This window comes from Streptomyces sp. ISL-96 (genome assembly GCF_018614035.1).
GTDB lineage: Bacteria > Actinomycetota > Actinomycetes > Streptomycetales > Streptomycetaceae > Streptomyces.
This window is the reverse complement of the sequence record NZ_JAGGPA010000067.1, coordinates 12,447-25,649: the sequence shown is the minus strand read 5'-3', so window position 1 is coordinate 25,649 and position 13,203 is coordinate 12,447. Positions and strand designations below refer to the sequence as shown.

General features: G+C 69.3%; 13 protein-coding genes. 10 read left to right on the top strand and 3 right to left on the bottom strand.

Going from position 1 to position 13,203, the window contains the following annotated elements; all coding sequences use genetic code 11:
* Positions 1 to 36 precede the first annotated feature (36 nt).
* Positions 37 to 939 carry a menaquinone biosynthesis prenyltransferase MqnP gene (mqnP, locus tag J7E96_RS31945; protein WP_215136541.1) on the top strand — a complete coding sequence of 301 codons (903 nt, stop codon included), beginning with the start codon at positions 37 to 39 and terminating at the stop codon, positions 937 to 939.
* On the opposite strand, the gene J7E96_RS31940 is transcribed toward mqnP, so the two are convergent.
* Complete coding sequence (locus J7E96_RS31940; RefSeq protein ID WP_215136539.1) at positions 929 to 1,528, bottom strand: rhomboid family intramembrane serine protease; 600 nt, start codon at positions 1,526 to 1,528, stop codon at positions 929 to 931. The genes mqnP and J7E96_RS31940 overlap by 11 nt on opposite strands.
* A gap of 101 nt (positions 1,529 to 1,629) precedes the next feature.
* Between J7E96_RS31940 and J7E96_RS31935 the strand changes: the two genes are divergently transcribed.
* The 8 genes from J7E96_RS31935 to J7E96_RS31900 all read left to right on the top strand — a co-directional run bounded on the left by J7E96_RS31935 (position 1,630) and on the right by J7E96_RS31900 (position 8,385).
* A complete protein-coding gene (locus J7E96_RS31935) occupies positions 1,630 to 2,298 on the top strand; it encodes a UbiX family flavin prenyltransferase (RefSeq protein WP_215136537.1) in 669 nt (222 codons plus the stop codon).
* Between the two features lie 119 nt (positions 2,299 to 2,417).
* Complete coding sequence (locus J7E96_RS31930) at positions 2,418 to 2,873, top strand: Lrp/AsnC family transcriptional regulator (RefSeq protein WP_069927547.1); 456 nt, start codon at positions 2,418 to 2,420, stop codon at positions 2,871 to 2,873.
* Positions 2,874 to 2,923: 50 nt separating this feature from the next.
* Positions 2,924 to 4,087: an aminofutalosine synthase MqnE gene (mqnE, locus tag J7E96_RS31925; protein WP_215136535.1), complete on the top strand. Its 1,164-nt coding sequence runs from the start codon at positions 2,924 to 2,926 to the stop codon at positions 4,085 to 4,087.
* An 85-nt stretch (positions 4,088 to 4,172) separates the two neighbouring features.
* Positions 4,173 to 4,856, top strand: a complete 684-nt coding sequence (locus tag J7E96_RS31920) for a UdgX family uracil-DNA binding protein (RefSeq protein ID WP_215136533.1) — start codon at positions 4,173 to 4,175, stop codon at positions 4,854 to 4,856.
* A gap of 19 nt (positions 4,857 to 4,875) precedes the next feature.
* Positions 4,876 to 5,400, top strand: a complete 525-nt coding sequence (locus J7E96_RS31915) for a GNAT family N-acetyltransferase (protein ID WP_215136531.1) — start codon at positions 4,876 to 4,878, stop codon at positions 5,398 to 5,400.
* Between the two features lie 136 nt (positions 5,401 to 5,536).
* Positions 5,537 to 5,791 (top strand): DUF4229 domain-containing protein, encoded by a 255-nt coding sequence (locus J7E96_RS31910; protein WP_215136641.1) that lies wholly within the window; start codon positions 5,537 to 5,539, stop codon positions 5,789 to 5,791.
* A 412-nt stretch (positions 5,792 to 6,203) separates the two neighbouring features.
* Complete coding sequence (locus J7E96_RS31905) at positions 6,204 to 7,601, top strand: dicarboxylate/amino acid:cation symporter (RefSeq protein WP_215136529.1); 1,398 nt, start codon at positions 6,204 to 6,206, stop codon at positions 7,599 to 7,601.
* Positions 7,602 to 7,761: 160 nt separating this feature from the next.
* Positions 7,762 to 8,385: a TetR/AcrR family transcriptional regulator gene (locus J7E96_RS31900; RefSeq protein ID WP_215136639.1), complete on the top strand. Its 624-nt coding sequence runs from the start codon at positions 7,762 to 7,764 to the stop codon at positions 8,383 to 8,385.
* A 25-nt stretch (positions 8,386 to 8,410) separates the two neighbouring features.
* Here J7E96_RS31900 and J7E96_RS31895 read toward each other — a convergent pair whose 3' ends face one another.
* Entirely contained in the window at positions 8,411 to 9,241 is an 831-nt protein-coding gene (locus tag J7E96_RS31895) for a MaoC/PaaZ C-terminal domain-containing protein (RefSeq protein WP_215136527.1), read from the bottom strand.
* Positions 9,242 to 9,312: 71 nt separating this feature from the next.
* On the opposite strand from J7E96_RS31895, the gene J7E96_RS31890 reads away from it, so the two are divergent.
* Positions 9,313 to 11,286 (top strand): long-chain fatty acid--CoA ligase, encoded by a 1,974-nt coding sequence (locus J7E96_RS31890; RefSeq protein ID WP_251070741.1) that lies wholly within the window; start codon positions 9,313 to 9,315, stop codon positions 11,284 to 11,286.
* A gap of 60 nt (positions 11,287 to 11,346) precedes the next feature.
* Here the strand turns inward: J7E96_RS31890 and J7E96_RS31885 are convergent, their stop codons facing one another.
* Positions 11,347 to 12,564: a lipase family protein gene (locus tag J7E96_RS31885; protein ID WP_215136635.1), complete on the bottom strand. Its 1,218-nt coding sequence runs from the start codon at positions 12,562 to 12,564 to the stop codon at positions 11,347 to 11,349.
* Between the last annotated feature and the right edge of the window lie 639 nt (positions 12,565 to 13,203).

Here is a 13,203-nt window from a genome sequence, read left to right as displayed (position 1 = left end):
TCCCCGCCTCCGCGGGGGTGAACCGGAGTACGGGCTGTGAGTAGCGCTGCGGCTTCGGTCCCGCAGGTCGGCAGGACCCGGGCGTTCCTGCGGCTCGTGATGATCGAGCACTCGGTCTTCGCGCTGCCCTTCGCGTACATCGCCGCTCTCACCGCGATGTTCCAGCAGGACGGGAACATCCACTGGGGCAAGCTGCTGCTTGTCACCATCGCCATGGTCGGGCTGCGTACCTTCGCGATGGCGTGCAACCGGATCATCGACCGCGAGCTCGACGCCCGTAACCCGCGCACCGCCAACCGTGAGCTCGTCACCGGCGCGGTCTCGGTCAGGTCGGCGTGGACCGGCGCGCTCGTCGCCGTAGTGATATTCCTTGGCGCCGCGGCCGCGCTGAACCCGCTGTGCCTGGCGCTGGCGCCGATCGCGGTGATCCCGATGGTGATCTATCCGTACGGGAAGCGGTTCACGAACTTCCCGCACGCCATTCTGGGCTTCGCCCAGGCCATGGGCCCCGTCGGCGCCTGGCTCGCCATCACGGGGGAGTGGTCCTGGGACGCGGTGATCCTCGGCCTCGCGGTCGGCATCTGGATCGGCGGCTTCGATCTGATCTTCGGCAGCCAGGACGTCCAGGCGGACCGCGCCGAGGGCGTGAAGTCCGTGCCGGCCCGTTTCGGTGTCCCGGCGGCGCTGTACGGCGCGCGGGCGTGCCACGCGGTGACGACCGTGCTGTTGGCCTGGTACGCGCTGGCCACCGGCGCGGGGGTGTTCTTCTGGGCGGGACTGGTGGTGGTGGTTGTGGCGTTTCTTTACGAGCACACGATTGTGAAGCCGCACGACCTGTCCCGGCTGAACCGGGCGTTCTTCTCGACCAACGGATTTATTGGGATCGCGCTGTTTGGATGTGCGCTGATGGATCTGCTGGTGCGCGGCCTCACCGTGTGAGGACCGGCGACCGGCGCCGGCGGAAGAGGAACGCGGCCAGCACGCCGCCGATCAGGCCGAAGAGATGGCCCTGCCAGCTGATGGCGGTGTTCGTGGGGAGCACTCCCCAGAGCAGCGAGCCGTAGACCGCGCCCACCAGCAGGCCTATGACGACGTCGACGGCGTTGCGGTCGACGAAGCCGCGGACCAGCAGGTAGCCGAAGAGGCCGAACACGACCACCGACGCACCCGCCGTGTTGGAGTAATCGGGCGCCGTGAGCCAGACGCCCAGGCCGCCGACGAGGATGATCGTGAGGACGACGGCGAGGAAGCGGCGAATCCCGCTCAGGGCGGCCAGGAAGCCGAGGATGAGCAGCGGGACGGTGTTCGACGCGAGGTGGTCGAAGCCGTGGTGGAGGAATGACATCGGGAGTACGTCGCGCAGCTCGGTGACGTCGCGTGGGCTCAGCCCGTACGTGGTGAGGGCGCCGGTCGCCGCGTCCAGCGCCTCCAGGATCCACAGCAGCGCGATCCAGCCAAGCATCAGCGCGGCGGCGGTCTTGGCGCGGTGGCTTCGGCTCCGGCTCTGTTCGACGGTGGTCGGTCGCATGGCGTCCCCCTGCTGTACGTGCGGCCTGTGCGGCCTGTCAGTGGAACGTCCGGGGCACCTGACTCGGTTCCGCGACGCGGCGCCCGGATAAGGTCGGGCACGTGGAGTCAGGACATGTACGCAGGCCGTGGGTCGTCGGGGTTTCCGGGGCGTCGGGTACGCCGTACGCCGCCGCCGTGCTGCGCGGGCTGCTGGACGCGGGCGAGAGCGTGGACCTGGTGGTCAGCCGGGCGTCGCGGCTGACGCTGCTGGACGAGACCGGGATCGCGTTCCGGGACGCGCACTGGCAGGAGGACCTGCGGACCTGGCTCGCGCGCGGCGCGGACGGGAAGCCCGACACGTTCGTGGCCGATGTGGGTGACGTGCGGTACTGGGCGGCCGGGGATCTGGCCGCCGGGCCTTCGTCGGGCTCGTACCCGGCCAAGGGGATGCTGATCGTGCCGGCGTCAACGGCGAGCGTCGCCGGGGTGGCGCTGGGGCTGTCGAAGGATCTGCTGCAACGGGTGGCGAGCGTGACGCTCAAGGAGCGGCGCAGGCTGGTGGTGGCGGTGCGGGAGACGCCGCTGAGCGGGCAGACCCTCAGGCACATGGTGGCGCTGGACGAGGCGGGCGCCGTGGTGCTGCCGGCCTCCCCGGCGTTCTACGCGGGGGCGACGCACATCCAGGATCTGGTGGACTTCGTGGCCGGGCGGGTGCTGGACGCGGCGGGGGTGCCGCACCGCTTGTACCGCCGCTGGGAAGGTGAGCTCGGTGGTTCCCGTAAGGACTAGCGGCGGACTGCACGCTCTGTTTGATCATCTGAAAGAATTTGCGGGGCGTTGAGCCCTGCGCGCCTTAGATTGCACACATAAGCTCGCGGTACAGCTGAACAATGGAAGGCTTCAGGCATATGGACGCCGTGGACAGGCAGCTCATCCAGGCTCTCAGGGAGAACGGCAGGGCCTCGTACGCCGAACTCGGCCGGCTCGTCGGGCTCTCCGGGCCCAGCGTGACCGACCGCATCAACCGTCTTGAGGCGGCCGGTGTCATCACCGGTTACCGCGCGACGGTCGACGCCAAGTCGCTCGGTCTCGGCGTCACGGCGCTGATCGGCATCTCGCTGTCGGACGCGGCGGACCACGAGGACGTGGCCCGCAGGCTGCGCGATCTCGCGGAGATCGAGGACTGCTGGTTCATCGCGGGCGACGACTCGTACATGCTCAAGATCCGGGCGGGGGATGTCGACGGCCTGGAGAAGACGATCCGCCGGCTCTCCGGCACGCGGGGCGTTTCGCGTACGCGGACGACCATTGTTCTGTCCACGAAGTGGGAGAACCGGGTCGGGGAACTGCCCGAAGAGGGCTAGGCGTACCGTGTTCGAAGCCTGATTCGTAGACAAATGGGAGGCGGCCGGAGATGGACGACGGACTCAAGCGGGAGCTGGAGCAGAAGGTCCGGGCGGGCGAGCGACTGACCCGCGAGGACGGCATCGCCCTGTACGAGTCCGACGACCTGGCATGGCTGGGCGGCCTCGCCCATGAGGTGCGTACGCGCAAGAACGGCGACGTGGTCCACTTCAACGTCAACCGTCACCTCAACATGACGAACGTGTGCACCGCGTCGTGCGCGTACTGCTCGTTCCAGCGCAAGCCGGGCGAGAAGGACGCGTACACGATGCGCATCGAGGAAGCCGTCAAGCTCGCCAAGGCGATGGAGAACGAGAACCTCACCGAGCTGCACATCGTCAACGGTCTTCACCCCAGCCTCCCGTGGCGCTACTACCCGCGCTCTCTGAGCGAGCTGAAGAAGGCGCTGCCGAACGTCTCGCTGAAGGCCTTCACGGCGACGGAGATCCACCACTTCGAGACCGTGTCGGGCATGTCGGCCTCCGAGATCCTGGACGAGCTGATCGAGGCGGGTCTTGAGTCCCTGACCGGTGGCGGCGCCGAGATCTTCGACTGGGAGGTCCGGCAGCACATCGTCGACCACAGGACTCACTGGGAGGACTGGTCGCGCATCCACCGCCTCGCGCACGAGAAGGGGCTCAAGACCCCCTCGACCATGCTGTACGGGCACATCGAGGAGCCGCGCCACCGCGTGGACCACGTGCTGCGGCTGCGCGAGCTCCAGGACGAGACCGGCGGCTTCCAGGTCTTCATCCCGCTGCGCTACCAGCACGACTTCGAGGACATGAAGGACGGCAAGATCCGCAACCGCCTTCAGGCCCGTACGACGATGGCGAGCGGCGTGGACGTGCTGAAGACGTTCGCGGTGTCGCGGCTGCTCTTCGACAACGTTCCGCACGTCAAGGTCTTCTGGGTCATGCACGGCGTGCAGACCTCGCAGCTCGCGCTCCAGCACGGCGCGGACGACATGGACGGCTCGGTCGTCGAGTACAAGATCACGCACGACGCGGACAACTACGGCACGCCGAACAAGCTCGGCCGTGAGGATCTGCTGGAGCTGATCCGGGACGCGGGCTTCCGTCCGGTGGAGCGGAACACCCGGTACGAGATCATCCGCGAGTACCCGGGGCCGGAGGCGGACCGGCGCGAGTCGCCGCAGGCTATGCGGGTCTGACGGTCGTACGGCGCCGCACGAGTGGTTATGGGTGATTTGGGGATGTTTTCGGTGTGACGTGCGGTCCGGGGGGTACCCGGCCCGCATGGCAAGTCGCACCGAGCCTCCTGGGTCGCCTGGGTCTCCTGGCGAGTCGCCCGAGGACGCGTACACCGCCGAGCCCTTCCTTCCCGGCGGCCGCGCCGGACTGCCCGGGCTCCGCAAGGCGGCGGCCGCCTGCCGCGGCTGCCCGCTGCACCGCGATGCCACCCAGACGGTCTTCGGCGCCGGGTCCGACCACGCCCGGGTCCTGCTGCTCGGCGAGCAGCCGGGCGACCAGGAGGACCGGCAGGGTCAACCGTTCGTCGGGCCTGCCGGCAAGGTGCTGACGCGGGCCCTGGACGAGGCCGGGATCGATCCGGATGACACGTACGTCACCAATGCCGTCAAGCACTTCAAGTTCGAGATCGTCGCCGAACGCGGCAAGCGCCGGATCCACAAGGCGCCCAATCTGCGCGAGATGACGGCGTGCAAGCCGTGGCTGGACGCCGAGCTGAAGGTGGTCGACCCCGAGATCATCGTCGTGCTGGGCGCGACCGCCGGGAAGGCGCTGCTCGGGCCCTCGTTCCGGGTGACCAAGCAGCGCGGGATGCTGCTGCCGATGGAAGGGCGCGGGGAAAGTGTGGTCGCCACCATCCACCCGTCGGCGGTGCTGCGCGCCGACGACCGTGAGGCGGCGTATCAGGGGCTGGTGTCCGACCTGCGGATAGCCGCGCAGGCGCTGAATTGATCCGTTTATCGTCGAAGGCATGCCGCTGACCTTCGCACTCGATCCGCAGACCGGCCCCGGCCTTCGTGACGGCGTCCTCGCTCTGTGGGTGGACGTCTCCAACGCGGGCGGCGCCGTCGGATTCGTACCTCCTGTGATCGCCGACGACATACGGCCCGAGTGGGTCAAGCACCTCACCGCCATGAGCGAAGGCCGTACGCGGCTGCTCGCCGGGTACGACGAGGAGGGCGCCGTCGCCGCGACGGCCTTCATCTCGTACAACACCCACCGGCTGATGAAGCACTGGGTGTGGCTCTACACGGTGATGGTCCACCCCGCCCACCAGGGCAAGGGGTACGGGCGCGACCTGATGGCCGCGACGGAGACGGCGGTACGCGGCTTCGAGGGCATCGACGCGATACGGCTGACCTGCCGCGGCGGCACGGGAGCGGACCGCTTCTACGCCTCCTGCGGCTACAAGGAGGTCGGGCGCGTACCCGGCGCGATCCGCGTCGCTCCGGGGGACGACCGCGACGACATCGTGATGGTGCGGCAGCTGGTGTGACGCCGGCCGGTGCCGGAAAGGCAGGGGCGCGGTCGGCGCTTTGGAGCCCTGTGTTTGACTGGTAGCGACCCTTTAGGTGCCGTTGAGAAGAAGGTCCCCCGTGAGCACCAAGCACGCAACGATCCGCTACACCGCCATGCGCCTGGGCATCTTCGTCGGCTGCTTCTTCGCCATCTGGGGCCTGGTCCACTTCGGCGTGCTGCCGGCCGGCCTGGGCGACTCCAACCTGCTGTGGGTCCTGATGCTCGCCATCGTCGTCTCCGCGCCGCTCAGCTTCGTGCTGCTGCGCAAGCAGCGCGACGCGATGTCGGAGCGGATCGTCGCGCGCGTGGACAGCGCGAAGGCCAAGCTGGAGTCGAACCGCAAGCAGGAGGACGGCCTTACGCAGTAAGTGCTGCGTAAGGTACGTCACATACGACCGTCCCGCCCGCACTCCAGTCCCGGACACCCGTCCTGGGCTGGGGTGTTGGCGTTTGCGGGACGGGGTGGGACGGGGCGTCGGCGTACGCACCCAAAGAACAGCTTTGATGTTCCCAAAGTGCAAGTGTTAACGTTCTCGGCATGAAGGCAGCAGCTGCGCACTCCCCTGACATGAGCGTCCCGCTCGTGCTTGTGGCGCGCCTGCATGTCGATCTCTGCCGCTGCATGTCCGCGGCCTGTCGCCGCCACATCTGACATCAGAAGCGACATCACGCAGCGGCGACCGCCCACAGCTTCAGCACGCCCCGTGCAGCTCCGGCCGCCGCACCCCCCGTCCCCAACATCCCGTGCGTAAACCCGTACGTAATCAACGGAGTGTGCCCGTGTCCGCGAACTCCGCGACCACGCCCGACAACGTGCCCGAGAAGCAGAAGACCCGCTTCCGGATATCCGACAAGTTCCCCTTCTGGGCTCAGATCGTCACCGGTCTGGTCCTCGGTGTCCTGCTCGGCTGGCTCGCCCGCAGCCAGGACATCAGCTGGCTCAAGACGACGCTGGAGCAGGTCGGCGGCATCTTCGTCCAGCTGCTGAAGCTGGCCGTCGCGCCGCTCGTCTTCTTCGCGATCCTGGTGTCGATCACCAACCTGCGCAAGGTCAACAACGCCGCCAGGCTCGCCTCGCGCACGCTGCTCTGGTTCATGATCACGTCGCTGATCGCGGTCGCCATCGGCATCACGATCGGCCTGCTCACCAACCCGGGTGCCGGTACGGGCCTGACGCCGAAGGACGGTCAGAAGCCCGAGGGTTCCGGCTCCTGGATCGACTTCCTGACCGGCATCGTGCCGACGGATGTCATCACGCCGTTCACTGAGCTGAACGTGCTTCAGATCGTCTTCATGGCCGCCGTCGCCGGTATCGCCGCCCTTCAGCTCGGGGAGAAGGCCGAGCCGATCCTCAAGCTCAGCAACTCGGTCCTGGAGCTGCTCCAGAAGGCCCTGTGGTGGGTCATCCGCCTCGCGCCCGTCGGTACGGTCGGCCTCATCGGCTTCGCCATCGCCGACTACGGCTGGGAACTGATCAGCAAGTACGCGACCTTCACGGCCGACGTCTACATCGGTTGCGCCCTGGTGATGTTCGGCGTCTACCCGCTGCTGCTCGCCACGGTCGCCAAGGTCAACCCGCTCCAGTTCTTCAAGGGCGCCTGGCCGGCCATCCAGCTGGCCTTCGTCTCCCGCTCGTCGGTGGGGACGATGCCGGTCACGCAGCGGGTCACCGAGCGGCTGGGTGTGCCGAAGGAGTACGCGTCGTTCGCCGTTCCGTTCGGCGCTACGACCAAGATGGACGGCTGCGCCGCGATCTACCCGGCGCTCGCCGCGATCTTCATCGCGCAGATCTTCGACGTACAGCTCGGCATCCAGGACTACCTGCTGATCGCCTTCGTCTCGGTCATCGGCTCGGCGGCCACCGCCGGTCTGACGGGCGCGACGGTCATGCTGACGCTGACCCTCTCCACGCTGGGTCTCCCGCTGGAGGGCGTGGGCCTGCTGATGGCGATCGACCCGATCCTGGACATGGTGCGGACCGCGACGAACGTCGCGGGGCAGAGCCTGGTGCCGGTCATCGTCGCGGCTCGCGAGAAGATCCTCGACCACGACGCGTACAACTCGGCGTCGTCGTCGCCGGTCGACGGGTACGACGAGGTGCGTGACGACGTGCGTGACGGCGCGAGTGACGACGTGCGTGGCGCGGAGCAGAAGGACGCTGTTCCGGTCCCCGCGTAACGGTTTCAAGTGCCCCCGGACGCCCTGCGTTCGGGGGCATTTCGGTTTGTGGGCAGCGGGAGCGCCGTACGCTTACCGGGGAGTAGGCCGCGCTATGCGGTGAGCCGCGCTGCGTGGTGGGAGGATCTGGGTCGTGGGTGGTGCTGTGAAGGGCAAGCGGATGCCGCGCGCCGTGCGCGAGCAGCAGATGATGGACGCTGCCGTGCAGACCTTCGGGCAGCGGGGCTACCGGGCCGCGTCGATGGACGAGATCGCCGAGCTTGCCGGGGTCTCCAAGCCGCTCGTCTACCTGTATCTGAACTCCAAGGAAGAGCTGTTCACGGCCTGCATCCGGCGCGAGGCGAGTGCGCTTGTCGCGGCGGTACGGTCCGGAGTCGAGCCGGGGGTGCCTGCCGACCGTCAGCTGTGGAACGGGCTGCGGGCGTTCTTCACACACGCCGCGGAGAACCCGGACGGCTGGGCGGTGCTGCAGAATCAGGCCCGCACGCACGGGGAGCCGTTCGCCGACGAGGTGGCGGCGATGCGCTCGGAGCTCGTCACCTTCGTGACCTACCTGATCGGCGCCGCTGCGCGCGAGGCGGACTGCGACTCGGAACTGGCCGAGCGGGAAGTGGCGGGCCTCGCCCATGCGCTGGTGGGGGCCGCCGAGTCGCTCGCGGTGTGGGGGAACGGCACGCCGGGCGTCTCCGCGAAGGAGGCGGCCGCGACGCTGATGAACTTCGCCTGGGCGGGACTGGAGAACCTCATGAACGGGCAGCGGTGGGCGCCTTCACCTCGCGCGTGAGCCCTTCACCTCGCGCCTGAGCCCTTCACCTCGCGCCTGAGTCCGATCGTGTTCCCGTGAGGTGGATGCGGCCGTCCGGGCCGCGCAGCTGGAACACGCCTCCCGCAGCCGCGTAGGTGACTGCGGCGGGGAGCAGGACCGGCGCCCTGAAGTCGGCCCGTACGGACGTCTCGTCGGCTGGGTCCAGCTCGGCGACGCAGCGGGCGAACGTCCACATGCCGTGCGCGATGGCGCGCGGGAAGCCGAAGGGCTTCGCCGTCAGCGGGTGCAGATGGATGGGGTTGAGGTCCCCGGAGACGACGCCGTAGCGGCGGCCCAGGTTGCCCGGCAGGTCCCAGGTGGTGACGGCGGGGAGCGGCGGGGCGTGCTGGTCCGTCGTCAGGCTGTGGGTGCCGGTGTTTTCTGTGGGGTGGCGGGCCAGGTACGTGCTGCGCGACTCCCAGACCAGGGTGCCCGCCAGGCGGGCCTCGGTGACCATGGTGACCTCGGTGCCGCGCCGGTGTGGGCTCAAGTGGGCGGCGTACACGGTCAGTTCGGGGCGGTCGTCCGGGTGCATGGCGCGGTGGCGGGTGATCGCGATGCTCGTGTGGACCAGGCCGGTGAGTGGCAGGGGGAAGGCGCGCCGCGTCATCACGCGCAGGGCGAGGGGGAAGGCGATGACGTGCGGGTAGGTGAGCGGGAGAGGATCGGTGCAGGGGAAGCCGCAGATGCGGGCGTACGCCGCCAACTGGCCGTGATCGACGAGGGTGTGGCGGAGCGTGAGCCGGGTGGCGGGGAGGGAGGTGGTGGGAGAGACCTTGCGCTTGAGGGGGGACGTGAGTGCCCCGAGTGCGAGGAGTGGTACGAGCGAGGTCATTGTCCAGACTCCCTGCGCGGTCGTAGATTTACTCCGGAGTAAGGTTACTCAAGGGTCAGGAGTAGGTCGAGATGATGCACCCCGCGCCCGAGTCCGAGTCCGAGTCCGAGCCCGAGTCCGAATCGTTGGCCGTTTCCGTTGCCGGTCCCGTTTCCGTACAGCAGCGCAGCCCCGACAAGATCCGAGTGGACGGCGTCGTGCGGGAGGTGTCCGTGCCGGCGCTCGTGCCGCCCGTACGACGCGGGTCGCTCGCCGACATCCCGTTCCACAACGCCCGCGAGGCCCCCGCCGACCCCGTACTGGGCATCAAGCAGAGTGACGGCACCTGGCGCGACATGACAGCTGCCGAGTTCGCCGCCGACGTGCTCGCGGTGGCGAAAGGGCTGGTGGCGGAGGGGCTGCGGCCCGGCGACCGGATCGCGATCATGTCCCGTACGACGTACGAATGGACGCTCCTTGACTTCGCCGCCTGGGCGGCGGGCCTGGTCACCGTCCCCATCTACCCCACGTCCTCCGCCTTCCAGGCGCGCTGGATCCTCCAGGACTCGGGCGCGGTCGCCTGCGCCGTCGAGAGCGCCGAGCAGGCCAGGATCATCAGCCACGAGCGGCAGAACCTCCACGACCTCGCGCACCTGTGGGAGTTCGACACGGGTGCGGTCGCCCGGCTGCGGGCGGCGGGCAGGGCCGTTCCCGTCCCCGACGCGGTCATCACCGCGCGCCGCGCCGGCCTCTCGCCGGATACGGTCGCCACCCTCATCTACACCTCGGGCACGACGGGCCGCTCCAAGGGCTGCGTCCTCACCCATGCCAACTTCTTCGCCGAGGTCGACAACTCGATCGAGTTGCTGCACCCCGTCTTCAAGTCGGTGAGCAAGGAACCGGCGTCCACACTGCTGTTCCTGCCGCTGTCGCACGTCTTCGGGCGGATGGTCGCGATCGGCTGTATGCGGGCGCGGGTACGGCTCGGGCACACGCCCAGCATCCGGACCGAGGACCTGCTCAGCGACCTGGCCGGGTTCCGGCCGACGTTCCTGCTGGCCATCCCGTACGTACTGGAGAAGGTCTACAACACCGGCCGCGCGACCGCCGAGAAGATGGGCCGCGCCTCGTCGTTCGACCGCGCGTCGAGGATCGCGCAGCGGTACGGGCAGGCGGTGGAGGCGCAGGAGCATGGAGTGGGGGAAGGGCCGGGGTTCGCGCTGCGCGCGGCCCGTGCGCTCTACGATCCGCTGGTCTACCGGCGGATCAGGGCCGCGCTGGGCGGCAAGGTGAAGTACGCGATCTGCGGCGGTTCGCCGCTCGGGCGGCGCCTCGCGTCGTTCTACGCGGGCGCCGGCATCGAGATCTTCGAGGGGTACGGACTGACGGAGACGACGGCGGCCGCGACCGTGACCCCGCCGCTCAAGCCCCGCCTCGGCACGGTCGGCTGGCCGCTGCCGGGTACGGGGGTCCGTATCGGCGACGACGGCGAGGTGCTGCTGCGCGGCGGCCAGGTGTTCAGCGGCTACTGGGACCGGGAGCGGCAGGCGCCCGTGGACGTGACGCGGGACGGGGGCTGGTTCCCGACGGGCGATCTGGGGGCGCTCGACGACGACGGGTATCTGACCATCACCGGCCGCAAGAAGGACATCATCATCACGTCGGCGGGCAAGAACGTCGCTCCGGCGCCCCTGGAGGACTGGCTCCGGGCGCATCCGCTGGTGGGGCAGTGCCTGGTGGTGGGGGACAACCGCCCGTACATCACCGCGCTGTTGACGCTTGAGCCGGACGGGCTGGGGCACTGGCGCCAGATGACGAAGAAGCAGGACGTACCGCTGAGCGAGCTGGTCGACGACGAGGAGCTGCGGGCCGCGCTGCAGCGGGCGGTCGACGAGGCGAACCGGCTGGTGTCGCGGGCGGAGTCGATCCGCCGGTTCGCGGTGCTGCCGGTCGACTTCACGGAGGAGAACGGGTACTTGACGCCGTCGCTGAAGCTGAAGCGGGCGGCGATCGTACGGGACTTCGGGGAGGAGATCGCGGGGTTGTACGGGTACGCCCAGGCGTGAAGGTTCGGTCGCGTGAGGCGTGAGGAGGGGCGCCCGGGATGCGGGCGCCCCTCGCTGTGATTACTGGCAGTTGCCCTGGGTCGGTTTGCCGGCGAAACGCTCGCCCAGCCAGTCCATTGCCGGGAGCGCGCCCGCGGTCACCGCGCCGATGTGCCCGAGGAGGGGGTGGGAGCGCCACTGGATGTTCGCACCCCTGCCGCACCAGTCGGCGCGCAGCTGCTTGCCGACGGAGTACGGGATCAGCTCGTCGAGGCCACCGTGGTAGAGGTAGACGGGGTGGCCGGGGGCGCGTTTGCCGACGTTCGACTCGTTGAGCCGCTGCTGCCAGTCGGGCTGGTCGAGCGGGCTGGTGACGGTGACGTCGGAGACGCGCTGGAAGAGGCCCGCGACGGTGTCGACTGCGACGCAGTTCTTCTTCATGAAGTCGACGAAGACCCGCCCCTTGGCGTTGAGGTACTTGTCGAGCTCCAGCTCGGGGAACGCGGCGTTCTGACCGGTGGCAGCCATGAGGATCAGGCCAGCGCCGATGTTGCCGTCGTTGAAGTCGGCGACTTCGAGCAGGTCGGCCGGTACGCCGCCGGTCGCCGTGCCCTTGACGTTGAGCTCGGGGGCGTACGAGTCGTGGAGTTCGGCGGCCCAGCTGGAGGCCTGGCCGCCCTGCGAGTAGCCCATGATGCCGACGGGTGAGTCGTCGCTCAGGCCGCTGCGGCCGGCTTCCGGGTGGCGGAGGGCGGCGCGGGCGGCGTCGAGGACGGCGTGGCCCTCGGCGCGGCCGACGGTGTAGGTGTGGTCGCCGGGGGTGCCGAGGCCTTCGTAGTCGGTGACGGCGACGGCCCAGCCGCGCTGGACGGCTTGGTTGATGAGGTTGGCCTCGGTGGTCTTTCCGTGGGGGAACCCGGCGCTCGGCGCGCACTGATCGGCGAGCCCGACGGTCCCGACGGCGTACGTGACGAGCGGGCGCGGCCCGGTGCGGCCGTCCTTGGGCACGATGACGGTGCCGGATACGACGTTGGGGGCGCCCTTGGCGGTGGTGGAGCGGTAGGTGATGTGCCAGGCGTTGGTGTTGGTGGGCTGGTTGGGGAGTGGGTGGAAGGAGGTGGGGGCGGAGGTGAGGAGGTCGCCGGGGGCGGGCGTGGCGGTGGCGGTGGCGGTGGCGGTGGCGGATGGGGTGGCGGCGGCGGTTGCGGTGAAGGCGAGGGCGGCCAGGGTGGTGAGGGTGGCTACCACTCTGGTGCGGGGGCGATTGCGGCTTCGGGTGCGGGTGCGGTTGCGGGTCATGTGACTCATACGGCTCTCCCAACGTTCCGAGGGGGGCTGGGGTCGTTGCCGAGACAGTACTGACTGACCGGTAGGTATGGAGCTGACCGGGAAGCTCAGCTTTGCTGACCCCGGATATCAACGACTCAGGAGCGAAGCAGGGACGCGGCGGAGCCGGCGAGCCACTGGAGAGCCACTCGGGGCGGGGCCGGGGGCGTTGGCTGCTTCTGCTGGTGGGGCCGCCCTTTCGGGAGTTTCGCGGTTCCGGGGTGGGTGTAAAGGGCGTCCTGCGTCGCGTCGCTGCGCGATGACCCTGCGGGCCACCCTTGACACCCACCCCTCCACCGCTGGTTCTTTACGGGGGGCGGCCCCCGGGGGCGGGCCCGGCGCAAGGCCCGTCTGCTGGCTCGGCTATCGCTGCCGAGCGGCGGGTGTGTGGGTGGGGCGCGGAAGGTTGAGGGGGCGGCTCGGCCCCAGTCTCGGCGGGTGCGGCGACGGTTGTTGGTGCGGCATCCCCATTCCGGACGCACACGCGCACCGATGAAAGTTCGGCGACCGGTCGATGGGGCGACCTGCGGACCGGCCAGTCTGCAGGCTGGGCGCGAAAGTTGAATGGGGCGACTCGGGACGGTTCGGCGCCCACCCCCGTTCGGTGCCCGG

Excerpts from the sequence above, each read along its gene's own strand:
- J7E96_RS31900 (WP_215136639.1), top strand. The coding sequence starts at position 7,762 with ATGCCGCGCGCCGTGCGCGAGCAGCAGATGATGGACGCTGCCGTGCAG.
- J7E96_RS31910 (WP_215136641.1), top strand. The coding sequence starts at position 5,537 with ATGCGCCTGGGCATCTTCGTCGGCTGCTTCTTCGCCATCTGGGGCCTG.
- J7E96_RS31890 (WP_251070741.1), top strand. The coding sequence starts at position 9,313 with ATGATGCACCCCGCGCCCGAGTCCGAGTCCGAGTCCGAGCCCGAGTCC.
- J7E96_RS31885 (WP_215136635.1), bottom strand. The coding sequence starts at position 12,564 with ATGACCCGCAACCGCACCCGCACCCGAAGCCGCAATCGCCCCCGCACC.
- J7E96_RS31920 (WP_215136533.1), top strand. The coding sequence starts at position 4,173 with ATGGCAAGTCGCACCGAGCCTCCTGGGTCGCCTGGGTCTCCTGGCGAG.
- J7E96_RS31940 (WP_215136539.1), bottom strand. The coding sequence starts at position 1,528 with ATGCGACCGACCACCGTCGAACAGAGCCGGAGCCGAAGCCACCGCGCC.
- mqnE (WP_215136535.1), top strand. The coding sequence starts at position 2,924 with ATGGACGACGGACTCAAGCGGGAGCTGGAGCAGAAGGTCCGGGCGGGC.
- J7E96_RS31930 (WP_069927547.1), top strand. The coding sequence starts at position 2,418 with ATGGACGCCGTGGACAGGCAGCTCATCCAGGCTCTCAGGGAGAACGGC.
- J7E96_RS31895 (WP_215136527.1), bottom strand. The coding sequence starts at position 9,241 with ATGACCTCGCTCGTACCACTCCTCGCACTCGGGGCACTCACGTCCCCC.
- J7E96_RS31915 (WP_215136531.1), top strand. The coding sequence starts at position 4,876 with ATGCCGCTGACCTTCGCACTCGATCCGCAGACCGGCCCCGGCCTTCGT.